Below are 16262 nucleotides of genomic sequence, written 5' to 3' on the forward strand. Positions count from 1 at the left end.
GCAAACGCACCCTGCCATTCAAGCTGCCATGGAGCGCGGCTTCGGCGCCATCGCCGACCTGGTTCGCCTCCACGCGCAACACACGCCCGACCACGCCGCGCTCGCGGACGCCCAACAGGCACTGGACTACGGCGCGCTCGACGCGCTGATGGACCGCGTCGCGGCCGCGCTGCAGCGCGACGGCCTCGGGCCGGGCGACGCCATCGCGGTCTGCGCGGCGTCCTCGGTGAACTATGCGGCGGTGTTCCTCGGCGCCTTGCGCGCAGGCGTCGCGGTCGCGCCGCTGGCGCCCGGCTCCACGCCGGCCAGCCTGGCCCGCATGATCGAGGACGCCGACGCGCGCATCCTCTTCACCGACGCCTCCGCGGCCGAGGTCGTCGGCCCCGCGAAGGAAGGCGGCATCCCGCGCGTGGCGCTCGACGGCTCCGCCGCCGGGCAGGGCCTCGAGGGCTGGCTGGCGCCCGTGGGCACGCAGCCGCGCGCCGTCGAGACGCAGCCTTCCTGGCCCTTCAACATCATCTATTCGTCGGGCACTACCGGCGAGCCCAAGGGCATCGTGCAGGGCCACGGCATGCGCTGGGCCCACGTGCAGCGCGGCGCCAAATACGACTACGGCCCCGACACCGTCACGCTGCTGTCGACGCCGCTCTATTCGAACACCACGCTGGTGGTGTTCTTTCCGACCATCGCGTTCGGCGGCTGCGTGGTGCTGATGCCCAAGTTCGACGCGCTCGGCTACCTGCAATTGGCCGAGCAGCGCCGCGTGACGCACACGATGCTGGTGCCGGTGCAGTACCAGCGCCTGATGGCGCATCCGCGCTTCGACGCGCACGACCTCTCGTCCTTCCGCTTCAAGTTCAGCACCAGCGCGCCCTTCAACGCCGCGCTCAAGGCCGACGTGCTCAAGCGCTGGCCCGGCGGGCTGATCGAGTTCTACGGCATGACCGAAGGCGGCGGCACCTGCATCCTCGAAGCCCACCTGCACCCCGACAAGCTGCACACCGTCGGCCAGCCGGCCGAAGGCAGCGACATCCGCCTGATCGACGAGGACGGCCGCGAGATCCCGCGCGCCAACATCGAACTGGCCGGCGAGGTGGTGGGTCATTCGGGCGGCATGATGACCGGCTACCACCGCCAGCCCGAGAAGACGCGCGAGGCCGAGTGGTTCGACGCCACCGGCAAGCGCTTCATCCGCACCGGCGACATCGGCCGCTTCGATGCCGAGGGCTTCCTCACGCTGTTCGACCGCAAGAAGGACATGATCATCAGCGGCGGCTTCAACATCTATCCGAGCGATCTCGAAGCCGTGCTGCGCGGCCATGCCGCCGTGGCCGACGTGGCGGTGGTCGGCGTGCCGTCGGAGCAATGGGGCGAGACGCCGGTGGCCTTCGTGGTGCGCCGCGAGGGCGACGGCACCGCCGCCGACGCGCTGCTGCGATGGGCCAACGCGCAGCTCGGCAAGACGCAGCGCCTGGCGCGACTGAGCTTCATCGACGAACTGCCGCGCAGCGCGATCGGCAAGGTGCTCAAACGTGAACTGCCCAAGCACAATCCGGCGGCGGTGCCGCGGGCAGAATAAGGGGACCGTTCGCCACAGCACCCATGAAGTCCCTCCGCGCCCAGCTCGTCTTCTTCTGGGTGCTGTTGTTCAGCGTGTGTGCCGCGCTGGCCGCGGTGATGCTCACGCTGTACCGCAGCAGCGCGGGCGCCCAGATGGCGGCCGGACAGGCGGCCACCGAGCAGTCGTGCCGCGCGATCGCGGCGCGCTATGCCAGGTCGGCCGGCACCCCGGCGCCTGCGCAGCCGCAGGTCGACCTGCTGCAGGTGCTGCTGCAGCTGGTGCTGGTCGAAGCGCCGCATGTGGAAGGCGGCGTGTGGCAAGGCAGCGGCGGGCTGCTGGCCTATGCCTATCCCACCTATGAAGGCAGCGGCGTGAAGCGCGACGTGCCCGCCGCCGAGCGGCCCCTGATCATCGAACTCTCGCAGCTGGCGGCGCGCACCCAGCAGCCGCAGACCGATGTGGTGCGCGGCAGCCGCGAAGCGCTGATCGTCTCGGCCTGCCCGCTCGCCGCGCCGGCCGGGGATCTCGCGGCCTGGACCATGACGCGCACCCACGCCGGCGCGCTGGCCGCGCAGGGCAGCCTGCGTGCCGGGCTGGCCGGGCTGCTGCTGGTGGTGCTGGCTTCGGGCCTGTGGCTCGGCTTCATCCTGCGGCGCGGGCTGCGCCATGTGGAGCGGCTTGAAACCACCCTGGCACAGGGCGATGCGAGCGGCGGCGCGATGCCCGAGCTGCCGCGCACCGGCGTGCGCGAGCTCGACCGCATCGTCGACGGCTTCAACCGCTACCGCCTGCGCTTCGAGGAAGCCCGCGCGAACCTGCGCACGGCCGCGCAGCAGCGCAGCCGCGACCAGCGGCTGGCGGCGCTCGGCCGAATGACGGGCGGCATTGCACACGAGATCCGCAACCCGATCGCGACGATGCGCCTGAAGGCCGAGAACGCGCTGGCCGCGGCGCCCGAGCGCCAGGGCGAAGCGCTGCACGCCATCGTCGGCCAGATCGACCGGCTCGACGGCCTGGTGCAGAGCCTGCTCGCGCTGGTGCAGCCGGTCACGCTGGCGCCGCAGGAGGTCGAACTGCACCTCTGGCTCGCGGACCGCGTGGCCGCCGTCGCCGCGAAGGCGGCCGCCGGCGAGGTGCAGGTCGAGCTGCGGCACGAAGGCCCCGCGAAGGCCGTCTTCGACCCCGTGCACCTGGCGCGCGCCATCGACAACCTGCTCGACAACGCCGTGCGCCATGCGCCCCGCGCCGGCCGTGTCAGGCTCTCCGCATTGCAGTCCGATGCGCGCACGTTGGCGATCCGCGTCGACGACGACGGCCCCGGCGTGCCCGAATCGCTGCAAGCCCATCTGTTCGAGCCCTTTGCCACCGGCCGCGCCGACGGCACCGGGCTCGGGCTGGCGCTCGCGCGCGAAGTGGCGCTGGCGCATGGTGGCGAGCTGCGCCATGTGCCGCTCTCGCCCGGCACCCGCTTTGAACTGGAGTTCCCGTGGCGCAGCTCCTGATCGTCGACGACGACGACGCCTTTCGCGACACGCTGGCGGAGACGCTGCAGGGCCTCGGCCACGGCGTGGCCGCCGCGTCCGGCGGCGCCGCGGCGGTGGACATGCTCGCGCGCGGCCGCTTCGACGCCGTCTTCCTCGACCACCGCATGCCCGGCATGGACGGCCTGCAGACGCTGGCGGCCATGCAGGCGCGGCTGGTGCACCTGCCGCCGGTGATCGTGCTGACCGCCTACGCGAGCGCGGGCAACACCATCGAGGCGATGCGCCTGGGCGCCTTCGACCACCTCGCCAAGCCGATCAGCCGCGAGGCGGTGCGCGAAGTGCTGGAGCGCGCGCTGCAGCAGCGCACCACCGCGCCGCCATCCGCCACGCCGGCGGACGAGGATGAGGAGGGCAGCGACCTGATCGGCCCGAGCCACGCGATGCGCGAAGTGCACAAGCGCATCGGCCTGGCCGCGGCCAATTCGATGCCGGTACTGGTGCTCGGCGAAACGGGCACCGGCAAGGAGATGGTGGCGCGTGCGCTGCATCGCCACTCGGCGCGCGCCGACCGGCCCTTCGTGGCCGTCAACTGTTCGGCCATTCCGAAGGAGCTGCTCGAGAGCGAGCTCTTCGGCCACGTGCGCGGCGCCTTCACGGGCGCGACGGGCGAGCGCCCCGGGTGCTTTCGCGCGGCCGAGGGCGGCGTGCTGCTGCTCGACGAGATCGGCGACATGGCGCTCGACGTGCAGGCCAAGATCCTGCGCGCGCTGCAGGAAGGCGAAGTCACGCCGCTGGGCAGCCACAGGACCGTCAAGGTCGACGTGCGCGTGGTCGCCGCCACGCACCGCGACCTGGCCGCTGCCGTGCGCGAGGGGCGCTTTCGCGAAGACCTGCTGTACCGGCTCGACGTGCTGTCGATCCGGCTGCCGCCGCTGCGCGAGCGGCTGGCCGACATCATCCCGCTGGCCGAGCATTTCCTGCGGCGCGCAGCCGCGCCCGAGGCGCCCAAGGCGCTGTCGGCCGAGGCCGCGCAGCGGCTGCTGAGCCATCCCTGGCCCGGCAACGTGCGCGAGTTGCGCAACGTGATGGAGCGCTGCCAGGCGCTGGTGCGGCATCGCGTGATCGGCGGCGCGGACCTGGCCGCCGGGCTCGGCGCCGTGCAGTGCCGCGAGAGCGCGCCAACGCTGCCGGCCGACTGGCTTGACGCCGAACTGCCGGCCGCGGTGGAACGGCTCGAACGGCTGCTGATTGCGAACGCGCTCGCGCAGGCCGGCGGCAACCGCGCCGAAGCCGCGCGGCGGCTGGGCATTCATCGGCAGCTGCTCTACCGCAAGCTCACGCAGTACGGGCTCGACTGAAGCGATGTGTCCGGAAAGCGGACGCCCGCTGTCCCCGGATCATCCGGCCGGTGGCTGGCCGCCGCGCGCAAGTCCTTGATTTCAAAGGCTTTCGGGGTTGGCACGTTGTGTGAGACGTGCATGGGCATCCATCCACACCAGGGACCCACCCATGACAGCTCGCATTCCCCTCATCGCCACCGCCTGCCTGTGGGCCGGCAGCGCCGCCTTCGCGCAACTGCCACCGCCGCCGCCCGGCGGCCCCGCGCCCCACCCGCTCATCGCCGCCGCGCCCGACGCCGGCACCACCATCGTCACCGGCCGCGTGCAGCAATGGCTGCTCAATCCGAACGGCGAGGCCGACGGCCTGCTGCTTTCGAACGGCACCCAGGTCGCCTTCGCGCCGCACCTGTCGGCCGCCGTGATGCAGATGCTCCAGCCGGGCGATACGGTGCAGGTCAGCGGCTGGCGCGCGCCGAACGTGCCGGTGGTGCGCGCATTGGCGCTCGTCGCCAACGGCCGCAGCGTGACCGACCAGCCGCCGCCGGCGCCCGGCATGGCCCCGCCGCCGCTGCGCGAGCCGGGCGCGCTCACCGCCATGACGGCCGGCGGCCGCGTCGAGCGCCTGCTCTACACCGACCGCGGCGACATCCACGGCGTGGTGCTCGACGACAGGACCATCGTGCGCTTCCCGCCGCACATTGCCGCGGTGTACGACGCCCAGCTGCGGCCCGGTGCGCCGCTGCATGCGCGCGGCTGGGGAACGCGCAGCGCCCAGGGCACGGTGCTGGAAGCGACGAGCCTGGGCCGAAGCGCCGGCACCGTGCGCGAAGTCTCGGGTGGTCCGGGGCTGGAGCCCGCACCGCCAGTCGGCGGCCCCCGGGGCCCGCGCGGCCGCGGTCCGATGCCGCCCGTCCCGGTGATGCCACCGCCGGCGCCCTATCCGGCCTCCTGAGCGCTGCGCGACGTCCGCCATGACCCAGCCCGCAGCTTCGCGCCGCAGCCTGCGCGCCCTCGACGCACTGGCCTTCCTCGCGCCCGACATCCAGGGCGGCGTCGGGCCGTTCCTCGTCGTCTTCATGGCCGGCACGCTGGCCTGGAACCCGCAGCGCATCGGCACCGTGATGTTCGTCTCGGCCCTGGTGGGGCTGGCGGTGCAGGCGCCGGCCGGCGCGCTGATCGACAGCGTGCGCCACAAGCCACGCTGGATTGCGGGCGCAATCGCGCTGATCGCGGCGAGCCTGGTCGTCATGGTGAACCGGCCGGGCTACGCGGTGATCCTCGCGGGACAGTCGCTGATCGGTGCGGCCGGTGCGCTGGTGGCGCCGGCGATCGCGGCCACCAGCCTCGGCATGGTCGGCCGCGTGGGCTTCGATGCACGCGTCGGCCGCAATACCGCGATCACCGCGACCGGCACGGTTCTGTGGGCATTGGGCACCGGCTGGATCGGCCACGCCTTCGGTCCGCACGCGATGTTCTTCTTTGCGGCTGCGATGGCGCTGCCGACGATCGCCGCGGCCCTGTGCATTCGGCGCCGCGACATCGACCCGCAACTCGCGCGGGGGGCCGATGCGGAGGCCACGCCAACTGCGCGCCCGGTGCGCTGGCACGACCGCCGGCTCTTCGTGCTGCTGGCCTGCGCCTTCCTGTTCCACCTGGCCAACGCCGCCATGCTCACGCTGGTGGCGCAGAAGGTGGGTGCGCAGGCCGGCACGTCGATGGCGCTCTGGCTTTCCTGGGGCGTGATCGTCACGCAGCTGGTCACCATTCCGATCGGCCTGGCGGTCGGCCGATGGGCGCCGCGGCTGCCGCGCAAGCCCATTTTCCTGGTCGGCTTCGCGGTGCTGCCGGTGCGCGGGCTGCTCTATGTGCTGGCCGACAGTCCCGCCGCGCTGCTGGCGCTGCAGCTGCTCGACGGCCTCGGCGCCGGCATCTTCGGCGTGATGCTCACGCTGATGATCAGCGACCTCACGCGCGGCAGCGGCCACTTCAACTTTGCGCTCGGCCTCGGCGCGACCTGTGTCGGGCTGGGCGCGGCGCTGAGCAACCTGCTGGGAGGCGCGGTGGCGCACGCGGCCGGCTACGGCACAGCCTTTTCCGTGCTGGCCGGCATTGCGGCAGCCGCGCTCGCACTGTTTGCGCTGGCCATGCCCGAAACTCGCGGTCAGGCGCATCCGCCCGCCGACGCGCCGGCCGCTTCCGCATTGATCTCCGCCGCTCCATGACCCAAGACACCGCGCCCGCCCTGCCCGCCTCCTCGTCCGACGCCCCTTCGCCGCATGAAGGCGGCGGCAACGGCCTGCTGTGGCTGCTGGCCGCCGTCGCGCTCCTGTTCGCCTTCCTGCGCCCGCGCGCGCCGATGGACTGGCTCCGGCTGGTCGACTGGCAGACCGTGGGCGCGCTGGCCGGGCTGCTCGCGATCACGCAGGGGGTCGAGAAAAGCGGCATGCTGCAGGCCGCCGCGCAGCGCCTGCTCGCGCGCACGCACAGCCAGCGCAGCCTGGCGCTGCTGCTGACCGCCAGCGCGGCGCTGCTTTCCGCGCTGGTGACCAACGACGTGAGCCTGTTCCTGCTGGTGCCGCTCACGCGCGTGCTCGCCAGCCAGGCGCACCTGCCGCTCGCGCGGCTGGTGGTGCTCGAGGCGCTGGCGGTCAATGCGGGCTCCGCGCTCACGCCCATCGGCAATCCGCAGAACCTCTACCTCTGGCACCGCTCGGGCGAGAGCTTCGTCGGCTTCATGGGCATGATGCTGCCGACCGTCGCCGTGATGCTGTTCTGGCTCTTCGCGGCGGCCTGGCTGCTGGTGCCGCGCACGCCCATCGCGCTCAAGCCAGAGACCGAAGCCGCGCCGGTGCAGCCGCGCCTCCTGGCCCTGGCGGGCGTTCTGTTCATCGGCTTCGTGGTGGCGCTCGACCGGCACGGGCTGCTGGCGGGCCTGGGCGTGGTGTTCGCCGTGTTCCTGCTGACCTATCCACGCGTGCTGAAGGGCATCGACTGGGCGCTGCTCGCGATCATTGCGCTGATGTTCGTGGACCTGCGCCAGCTGGCCGAGCTGCAGGCGATCGGCTCGCTGCTGAACCACTGGCCCATCACCGAAGGATGGCGCGCCTACCTCGCCGCCATCGTCGCCTCGCAGTTCATCAGCAACGTGCCGGCCGCGATCCTGCTCGACGGCCATGTGCGCGACCTGCCGGCACTCGCAGCCGGCGTGAGCGTGGGCGGCTTCGGCTGCGTGCTGGGTTCGCTGGCCAACCTGATCGCGCTGCGCCTGGCCAGGCTGCCGCACGGGCTGCGCGAGTTCCATCGCATCAGCATTCCGTTCCTGCTGGTGTGCGCGGCCTCGGCGCTGCTGCTGCGGCTCGGGTGACAGGCGGCGGGCGCCGCAGGACAATGGCACCCGACTCATCCATGCACCAGCCCGCCCCGCCCATCCTTTCGCTGCGCCGCTACGGCACTTCGCGCGGCAGCCATGCGCACGACCACTTCCAGGTGCTGGTCGGCCTCGAGGGCGTTCTGGAGATCGAGGTCGAAGGCCGTGGCGGCGGCATCGGCGCCGGCCAGGCGCAGGTGGTCGCACCGGGCGACCGGCACGACTTCGAAGCGCGCGGCAGCGACGGCAGCAGCTGCCTCGTGCTCGACACCGCGCATGCGCCCTGGGCCCGATGTGCCGAGCGCGCGCCGGCCGACCCGCTTCAGCTGCACGCGCTGGCGCGCTATCTCGCGCACTGCACGACGCAGCCGCAGCAGTTCGCGCTCGCACTGCAGCACGGTCCCGCGCTGCTGCTCGAAGCCTGGAGCCCCGCGTCTTCTTCTTCGATGCCGCACACGCGCCGCCGCCGCATCGACTGGCCGGCGCTCGCGGCCTGGGCCCGGGCGCGGTGGCACGAGCCGCTCACGGTCGCCGACCTGGCCGAAGTGGCCTGCCTGAGCCCCAGCCAGCTCGCGCAGCGCTGCCGCGAGGAACAGGGCGTGAGCGCGATGCACTGGCTGCGCGGCCTCCGACTGGCGCATGCGCGCGAACTGCGGCTCGAGGGCATGGGCGTCGCCGAAACCGCGCGCCGCACCGGCTACCGCTCGCCCTCGGCGCTCACCGCCGCGCTGCGCCGGCGCGATCGCTGCTGACCGGCAACACCGTCGTTGCGCGACGACGCACCGGCGCTGCGCGACGGCCGGCCGGGTTAGCCTCGCTCTCCATGTCGCCCACCTTCCTTGCCTTGTTCGCGATCGCGCTCTGGGCCACGCTCGCCTCGCTCGGCACCGCCCTCGCGCACCTGCCGCCCTTCCTTCTGACCGGGCTCGCGCTGATCATCGGCAGCCTGCCGAGCTGGCCGCTGGTGCTGCGGAACCGCGCGGCCTGGCGCGTGCCGCCGCGCACGCTGGCACTGGGCGTCTACGGCCTGTTCGGCTTTCACTTCCTGCTGTTCATCGCGCTGCGGCATGCGCCGCCGGTCGAGGCCAACCTGGTCAACTACCTGTGGCCGCTCTTCATGGTGGTGCTCGCGCCGGTGCTGCTGCCGGGCCTGTCGCTGCGGCCGCTGCACCTGGCGGCGGCGCTGCTGGGCTTTGCGGGCGCGGCGGTCGCGATCCTCGGCACGCGCGGCGGCAGCGGCGCTGGCGCCAGCGCGATCCAAGGCTACTGGGGCTTCCTGCCGGCGCTGGGCTCGGCCTTCATCTGGGCCAGCTATTCGCTGTGGACGAAGCGTGTGGAAGCCTTTCCGACCTCGGCCATCGGCCTGTTCGGGCTGGTCTCGGGCGTGCTCTCGCTGGCCTGCCATGCGCTGCTCGAAGCACCGGCCGCGCTGTCCGGCAAGGACTGGCTGCTGCTCGTGCTGTGCGGCCTCGGTCCGCTCGGCGCGGCCTTCTTCGTGTGGGACATGGCGCTCAAGCGCGGCGACCCGCGGCGCATCGGCATCCTGAGCTATCTCACCCCCCTGGGCTCGACGGCGCTGCTGCTGCTCGTGACCGGCCGACCGCTGACCTGGACCATCGCGCTGGCGGCCCTGCTCATCATCTCGGCAGCCGTCATGGGCACGCGCGCACGCTGAATGGCGTTCGTCCGACGGAAGCGCGCGTTTTTATGGCTAGAGTGGAGGCTCAGGAATAAAGGAGCCCCCACTCATGGAAAACAAGAACAAGAACGAAGATTTCGAGATCACGCCCAAGCTGGTGTTCGACCTGAACCTGGCGCTGTACCTCGACCTGGTGGCCGCACTCGAGGGCGCAGGCGCCATCACCTACCGCCAGATGGCGGCCCGGGTGCTCAACATCAGCATGGATGCGCGCGCCGACGGCGAGAGCGGCCTCGCGACAGCGCTCGAAGGCGTCGCGAAGGGTTTCGCGGGCCAGGGCGGCGGCCTGTCGATCGAACTGCTGAAGGCCGCGCGCAGCCTGCGCGAGGACGACGCGATGGGCGACATCCCGATGCGGCCGACCGACGAGTGAACTGAACGGCGGGCGCCCCGCGCCGGTTACTTGTAATCGAGCGTGAAGGTGGCCGTGCCGTCGGCGCGGCCGGGCGTTACGGTAGCGCCGGTCTGGAAGTAGCGCGCCGTGTAGGGCAACACGTAGTCGCCGTCCTTCGAGGGGCCGACCAGCGCATCGCTGCCGAACTTGACGGGGAGACTCTGCCGGTCGATCACCTGGATGCCCACACCGGTGGCCGTGCTGGCTCCGCCCTGGGTGATCTTGAGCACGCCCTGCTCGTTCGACGGGTCCGGCGTCGCGTCCATGCGCAGGTAGACGGTGTTCTGCGCGTTCTGCCCGGCCTTGCAGTTGAGCTTGATGCTGAAGCTGCGGTCGCCGGTGGTGGTGCCCCTGCCCTTGAAGTTGCTCTGGGGCACCCTGCCGAACTGCACCGAGATGTTCCGCGAGCCCAGGTCCACCGAGCACGAGGGTGTGACGATGGTGATGCCGTTGCCGGAGAGCACGGTGGTCAGCATCGACACGCCGTCACCATCGCCGTAGTACCGGGTATAGACCCCCGAGGCCAGTGGCCCGTTTCCGGTGACCGCCGCCGTTTTGATCAACTCGACCTGAAACTGTGTGCCCGCCGCAAAGTAGATGTAGGCGGGTCCGCGCGAAAGCCGGTGCGGGTAGTTCACCGTCAGATATGCATCGATCACTCGCGACAAGCGGATGCCGACACCCGGTACCGCCGTCGAGTAGATCGTTGGATCGCTCGGCATCGGTGTTCCTTGCAGCATCTCGCCGATGAGCGTGCCGCCGCCTGTGGTGCAGTCGAATATGTATTCCGACGTATCTCTGGTTGGAATGGCAAATGACTTTCTCGCGATGACGGCGCCGACAGGCAGATCGTTGGGAACGACCACCGTGCCCACGTCCATGTTGACGCGCTTCGCTGCAGTGCCCGGATAGCGCACGCATGCCGCCCACGCCCCCTGCGCACCGGCCAGCAGCGCAAGAACCGGCACGCAGCAGCGCAGGAACTTCGTCGCACCCGATCGTTTGCTGCGGTTCATTCCACCTCCTTCTTCGTCGCGCCCGGCTCGGCCACGGCGCATTGGCCGTTGAGCTCGCGGATCGGCGGCGGGTTCTTTTCGTCGGGCAGGCTGTAGGGCACCACGCACTGGTCGGCCTTGTCCAGGCCCCATCGCACGGTCAGCTGTCCACTGTTGCCCGCGCCGGTCACGAAGGCCTGGCCATCAGGGCCGACGATGCCGACCTCCTGTCCCGCCTCGTTCTCGATCTTGGAACCCAGCGGCAGCGGGCGGCCCTTGGCGTCGGTCAGCACCATCAGCAGGCGGAAGCCCACCGAGGTCTCGAACTTCGCGACCACCACGGCGCCGCGCGTGGGCACCACCTCGGTGGCGGCGTTCTTCACTTCCACCGTGTCGCCGAGGTCGGCGGTGCGGATGGCCAGGCGGTTCAGTCGGTAGGGCGTGAGATTGGGGATGACCGCGTTCCCCGCGCCATCGGTCGCCACGCCGGGCTGCGATTCGAGACCCACGCCCCCGGCATTGGGCGCCTGCACCAGTCCGATGGTCTCGCCGAGCGGCTGCGACAGCGTGACGCCGCCGCCGTGGACCAGCACGCCGCCCGACACGCCGAAGGTGCTCTGGCCGTAGCCGCGGCCCTGCGAATGGCCGGCATCGAAGCGGCCCACGGGCGACAGGTAGCTCGCGCTCGCGCTGCCGCTGCTGCCGCCGCCCTGGTTGGCGCCGCCGGCCGTCACGTTGTAGCTGAGGCGGCTGTCGTCGAAGGCCGAACCGTAGACGCTGGCCTGCTGGTTGACGCGGCCGGTGCTGTCACGGGTGAGGGCGTACTGCGCGCTGGCGCGGGTGTCGCCGAGCGGAATGCTCAGCGTGAACATCACCTGGCGCACCGGCGCGCGGTTCAGGCTGGTGGTGTGGTTGTAGAAGGCGCTGTAGCCGAACTGCTTGTAGTTGCCCGAGTAGCCCACCTGCACCAGCCGGTCCTTGGCGCTGGTGCCCCAGTAGCTCTGCTGGCGGGCGGAGGCGAACACGCTGCCCCAGTCACCGATCTGCTGAGAAAGCTCGAAGCGCACCTCGTTGCGGCGGCTGTGGAACGACTCGAAAGACCGCAGGTCCTGCATCTGCACCGCCTCCTGGAAGGTGCGGTAGCCGCTGGTCGAGTAGCGGTAGCCGGCCACGCGGAAATTGGTGCCCGAGGCGAGGAACGACTTCGAATAGAGGAAGCGCACCGACTGGCCGTCGTAGGTCTTCTGGCCGTGGACCGGCGCACGGCCGGTGGTGCGCGCGCTCGACAGGTCGACCGACACGGCGCCGAAGTCGCGCAGGTTCTTGCCCACGCCCGCGAGCAGCGACTGGTACATGTTCGCCACCAGCAGGCCGCCGTAGAGCGAGAACTCGTTGCCCAGCCCGCGCGCGAGCGTGGCCTGCATGAAGGCCGGCTGCGAGAGCGAAGACCGCATGCCGAGCACGCTGCCGCTGTCATAGCCGCTGCGGTACCTGCCGACGGTGGCCGAATAGCGCCAGGTGCCTTCGCGCAGCAGCGTGGGCACGGCGGAGAAGGCCTGCGTGTATTTGGTCTGGCGGCCGTCGGCCTCGGCAATGGTCACTTCGAGGTCGCCGCTCGAGGCGGTGGGATACAGGTCGTCGATGACGAACGGCCCCGGCGCCACGAAGGTGCTGTAGACCACATAGCCGTTCTGGCGCACCGTGACGCGCGCGTTGGTCTGCGCCACGCCGCGGATGGTGGGCGCGTAGCCCTGCTGGCTGTCGGGCAGCATCGCGTCGTCGGACGAGAGCTGCACGCCGCGGAACGGCAGGCTGTCGAAGAAGTTGCCCGGCGTGTTGCCGTCGCCGATGAGCAGCCGCCCGTTGATCGAGGCCAGGTCGCGCTGCGCATAGGTGCTGATGCCCTGCCAGCGGCTCTTGCCGTCGATGCCGCGGTTGTAGGTCGAGAAGTGGCGAAAGCGCCAGTCGCCATGGTTGAAGCCGGCGCGCAGGCCCGCAAACAGGGTGTTGCGCTGCAGGGTCTTGTTGCGGTCGACGAAGGGGTTGCCGTCGAACACGTTCTGCGGCAAGGCGAAGGGGCTCGCGTCGTTGCGGTAGTTGTTGCCGCTGTAGCGCGCGAAATTGAGCTGGTAATCCAGCATGCTGGCGGTGATGCCCCGGTCCCATTTCTCGGGGCCGACCGCGCCGCGCGCCGAGCGCTTGAGCGCCGCTTGCGGGATGCTGACGAACAGGCGCTGCTTGCCCGCGTCGTAGCTCACGGCCGCGTCAGGAATGACCTTGAGCAGGTCGATGCAGGCCTCGTCCGCGGCACCCGCGAGCTCGGGAAACACGGCCACGTTGACACCCCACGCATCGAGCATGCCGCGCGTGAGGCAGGGCTCGGCATCGTGCTTGCCGTCTTTCGCGGCGAAGCGGATTTCGGTCTGCCCCGCGCCGCGCTCGTTGATCGACACGTCGACCATGTACTTGCCCGCGAGCACGCGGTTGCCGAAGGAGAAGAGCGAAAGATCGGCATGCGGCTGGTCGCCGCCGATGCCGAGGAATTCCTCGTTGAAGCTGGAGCCGGCCAGCTGCTGCTGCGCATGGCCTGGCATGCCGAGCGCGCCCAGCAGGGCTGCGCACAGGGCCAGCCGGAACGGCGCACAACGAGCAGGTGACGAACGGCGCATGGCGATGTGGCCTTGGGTCTCAGCGCTTCACCGCGTCGGCAGACGGCGCAGAAGGCGCAGGCGGAGGCACCAGTTCGGCCTTCACGGCCACGGGCTCTGCACCCGGCGGCACCTGCACCCGCTCTTCGGGCGTCTCGCCGCCGTAGTCGTTGAGCGTGGTGAAGTCGACCTGGATCGCCTGCGGCGCCTTGACCGCGCTCAGCGGATAGGCCATCTCGCCGAAGGGCGGCACCATGTCGGCATTGATCAGCTGCTGGCCGCTGTTGATGTTCAACGCGGTGAAGGTCACGTGGTAGGCCGTGGGATTGCCGACCTTGAGCACGGCGCCGTGGCCCTGCGCGCCGGCGCTGACGGCCCACTTGAGCTGCGCGCGCGATTCCTCGGGCTTGCCGGCGAGCTTCGCGGGGCGGTAGAACAGCTTGATGCGGCTGCGCACCGCGATCTGCAGCACGTTCTCTTCCTTCGACTTCTCCGGAATCTCCTTGACGTTGAGCCAGAACACCGACTCGCGGTCGGCCGGCAATTCGCCACCCACGCGCATGATGCGCAGGATGTTTTCCATGCCGGGATCGAGCCGCGACAGCGGCGGCGTGACGATCAGCGGCGTCTTGTTCCTGCCTTCGCCAGCATCGATCCAGGCTTGGACCACGTAGGGCGAGGTGCCGGTGTTCTTCACCGGAATGGAGGCTTCGCGGTCCTTTTCGCCGAGGATCACGCGCGTGCCGCCGAGCATCACGCCCGCAGCCGCGGGCCACTGGAGGCCCAGCATCAGCAGGATGGCGAAAGCCCACCGAAGGCGATTGTTGCTGCACATAGGAAGAGAAATCCTTGGCGGGCGGACGCATGGCGCGCGCAGCCCGGCACCGCGGCGCATCGAGTCGCCGAGGAAAAAAAGAAAAATGGGATTTGCCTACGCCGGCCGGATCCTGGAGTCCCGGCGCAGCGCGGGCATAAGCGGCACGGCGGCCGCCGGCGGCTTACTTGTAGGCCACCGTGAACTGCGCGACCGCGTTGGCCGGGCCGACCGTCACGGCCGTCTTGGTTGCCACGTAGGCTGCCTGGAACTTCAGCGAGTTGTCGCCGAGGCCCAGAACGTAGTCGGCCGACGGCGAACCCAGGGCGATCTTGGTGCCGGCGGAATCGCCGAGTTCGATGGCCACGCCCGAAGCGGAGCCCACGCCCACCTGGCCGGCATTGGCCAGGCGCAGGGTGGTGGCGTTATCGAGGTCGGCCGTGCCGGAGAAGGTCACGGTCGCACCCTTGGCGGTCGCGCCGCAGCCGAGCAGGTCGATGGTGAACCTGGCGGGCGTGGCCTTCGTGCCAATGACCGCGGTGCCGGCGGTGCCACCGAACGCGTTGCGCGTCACCTTGCCGAGCGGCACCGTCAGGTTCTGGCTGTTGGGCGAGATCGAGCAAGGCGCATCGACGATTTCACCGGTGAAATTGATGGTGCCGTCGGCGGCGAAGGCGGCTTGCGACAGCGCGCCGGCGACGGCCAGCGCTGCGAACTTGACGAATACGGTCTTTTGCATTTTTGCGTTCCCTGGGATTGATGTGACTGCGCCCGCTTGTGCAAGGCAGGGCGCAGCTTATTCACACAAAGATGCAAAAGAACACCGTCTGTCGTCAGTTGACGATAGTTAACACTCCCTACCCGGATCTTCGAGACTTAGGTCACGGACAAGGCAGTCAGCAGGCCGAACTAAGCCTCCGCCACCTGCAGCACCAGCTTGCCGAAGTTCTCGCCGCTGAATAGCCGGTTCAGCGCCTCGGGGAAGGTGTCGAGCCCCACGACCACGTCTTCCTTGCTCTTCATGCGGCCGTCCTTGAGGTAGCCGGCCAGCTCGGCCACGGCAATGGGGAAGCGGTCCGCGTAGTCGAACACCACAATGCCTTCCATGCGCGCGCGGTTCACCAGCAGGCTCAGGTAGTTCCTCGGGCCGGCCGCGGGCATGCTGTTGGCGTTGTTGTACTGGCTGATGGCGCCGCAGATGATCACGCGGGCCTTGCGCGCGAGCCGCGCAAGCACCGCGTCGAGGATCTCGCCGCCGACGTTGTCGAAGTAGATGTCCACGCCCTTGGGGCAGTGCGCCTTGAGGCCGTCGCGCACAGCACCCGCGCCGGCCTTGTAGTCGATGCAGGCGTCGAAGCCCAGCTCCTTCACCACCCAGTCGCACTTGGCCTGGCCGCCGGCGATTCCGACCACGCGGCAGCCCTTGATCTTGGCGAGCTGCCCGACGGTCTGCCCCACGGCACCCGCGGCACCGGAGATGACCACGGTTTCGCCCGCCTTGGGCTGGCCCACGTCCATCAGTCCGAAGTAGCCGGTCATGCCCGGCATGCCGAGCACGTTGAGCCACTGATGGATGGTGCCGGCGCGCAGGTCGATCTTGGCGAGCCCGTTGCGCTTGATCTCCTCCTGGGGCACGAGCATGTATTCCTGCACGCCCAGCGTGCCGTAGACCGTGTCGCCGACCGCGAAGTCCGGGTTCTTCGACGCGATGACGCGGCCGATGCCGCCCGCGCGCATCACGGCGCCGATTTCCACTGGCGCGATGTAGCTCTTGGCGTCGTTGAGCCAGCCGCGCATGGCGGGGTCGAGCGAGAGCGAGAGGGTCTTGACCAGCACGCCACCCTCGGCAGGCTCGCCGACCGGCTCAGTGGTGAACTGCCAGTGTTCGCGGGTTGCCGCGCCCTCGGGCCGCTTGGCGAGCCTGACCTGGTGATTGACGGGTGCTTCGGCCATGGGGGGT

14 protein-coding genes are annotated in these 16262 nt (G+C 70.3%); 9 read left to right on the plus strand and 5 right to left on the minus strand.

Features of this window, described 5'->3' with window-relative positions; genetic code table 11:
- Nucleotides 1–28 precede the first annotated feature (28 nt).
- The 9 genes from RZE77_RS25375 to RZE77_RS25415 all read left to right on the plus strand — a co-directional run bounded on the left by RZE77_RS25375 (nucleotide 29) and on the right by RZE77_RS25415 (nucleotide 9824).
- Entirely contained in the window at nucleotides 29–1579 is a 1551-nt protein-coding gene (locus RZE77_RS25375; RefSeq protein ID WP_319442414.1) for a class I adenylate-forming enzyme family protein, read from the plus strand.
- Nucleotides 1580–1602: 23 nt separating this feature from the next.
- Nucleotides 1603–3063 carry a sensor histidine kinase gene (locus tag RZE77_RS25380; protein WP_319439790.1) on the plus strand — a complete coding sequence of 487 codons (1461 nt, stop codon included), beginning with the start codon at nucleotides 1603–1605 and terminating at the stop codon, nucleotides 3061–3063.
- Nucleotides 3048–4403, plus strand: a complete 1356-nt coding sequence (locus RZE77_RS25385) for a sigma-54-dependent transcriptional regulator (protein WP_319439791.1) — start codon at nucleotides 3048–3050, stop codon at nucleotides 4401–4403. Before RZE77_RS25380 ends, RZE77_RS25385 begins: the two co-directional genes overlap by 16 nt.
- 151 nt (nucleotides 4404–4554) lie before the next feature.
- Nucleotides 4555–5337: a hypothetical protein gene (locus RZE77_RS25390; protein ID WP_319439792.1), complete on the plus strand. Its 783-nt coding sequence runs from the start codon at nucleotides 4555–4557 to the stop codon at nucleotides 5335–5337.
- Nucleotides 5338–5356: 19 nt separating this feature from the next.
- On the plus strand, nucleotides 5357–6607 hold the full coding sequence (locus RZE77_RS25395) for an MFS transporter (protein ID WP_319439793.1): 1251 nt from the start codon (nucleotides 5357–5359) through the stop codon (nucleotides 6605–6607).
- The gene (locus tag RZE77_RS25400; protein ID WP_319439794.1) at nucleotides 6604–7749 is read left to right on the plus strand and encodes an SLC13 family permease; all 1146 of its coding nucleotides are present in this window, start codon (nucleotides 6604–6606) and stop codon (nucleotides 7747–7749) included. The genes RZE77_RS25395 and RZE77_RS25400 overlap by 4 nt, the downstream gene beginning before the upstream one ends.
- A gap of 41 nt (nucleotides 7750–7790) precedes the next feature.
- Nucleotides 7791–8504, plus strand: coding sequence for a helix-turn-helix transcriptional regulator (locus RZE77_RS25405; protein WP_319439795.1), 714 nt, complete (start codon nucleotides 7791–7793; stop codon nucleotides 8502–8504).
- A gap of 71 nt (nucleotides 8505–8575) precedes the next feature.
- A complete protein-coding gene (locus RZE77_RS25410; RefSeq protein WP_319439796.1) occupies nucleotides 8576–9427 on the plus strand; it encodes a DMT family transporter in 852 nt (283 codons plus the stop codon).
- A 73-nt stretch (nucleotides 9428–9500) separates the two neighbouring features.
- Nucleotides 9501–9824, plus strand: coding sequence for a hypothetical protein (locus RZE77_RS25415; protein ID WP_319439797.1), 324 nt, complete (start codon nucleotides 9501–9503; stop codon nucleotides 9822–9824).
- Between the two features lie 26 nt (nucleotides 9825–9850).
- Here RZE77_RS25415 and RZE77_RS25420 read toward each other — a convergent pair whose 3' ends face one another.
- From RZE77_RS25420 to RZE77_RS25440, 5 genes are all read right to left on the minus strand, one after another.
- Nucleotides 9851–10861 carry a fimbrial protein gene (locus RZE77_RS25420; protein WP_319439798.1) on the minus strand — a complete coding sequence of 337 codons (1011 nt, stop codon included), beginning with the start codon at nucleotides 10859–10861 and terminating at the stop codon, nucleotides 9851–9853.
- A complete protein-coding gene (locus RZE77_RS25425; protein WP_319439799.1) occupies nucleotides 10858–13509 on the minus strand; it encodes a fimbria/pilus outer membrane usher protein in 2652 nt (883 codons plus the stop codon). Before RZE77_RS25425 ends, RZE77_RS25420 begins: the two co-directional genes overlap by 4 nt.
- A gap of 19 nt (nucleotides 13510–13528) precedes the next feature.
- Nucleotides 13529–14323, minus strand: a complete 795-nt coding sequence (locus RZE77_RS25430) for a fimbrial biogenesis chaperone (RefSeq protein ID WP_319439800.1) — start codon at nucleotides 14321–14323, stop codon at nucleotides 13529–13531.
- A gap of 163 nt (nucleotides 14324–14486) precedes the next feature.
- Nucleotides 14487–15041 (minus strand): fimbrial protein, encoded by a 555-nt coding sequence (locus tag RZE77_RS25435; RefSeq protein ID WP_319439801.1) that lies wholly within the window; start codon nucleotides 15039–15041, stop codon nucleotides 14487–14489.
- Between the two features lie 170 nt (nucleotides 15042–15211).
- Nucleotides 15212–16255 carry an NADP-dependent oxidoreductase gene (locus RZE77_RS25440; RefSeq protein WP_319439802.1) on the minus strand — a complete coding sequence of 348 codons (1044 nt, stop codon included), beginning with the start codon at nucleotides 16253–16255 and terminating at the stop codon, nucleotides 15212–15214.
- Nucleotides 16256–16262 lie beyond the last annotated feature (7 nt).

Origin of the sequence: Variovorax sp. SPNA7, from assembly GCF_033807855.1 — a bacterium.
Taxonomy (GTDB): domain Bacteria; phylum Pseudomonadota; class Gammaproteobacteria; order Burkholderiales; family Burkholderiaceae_C; genus Variovorax; species Variovorax beijingensis.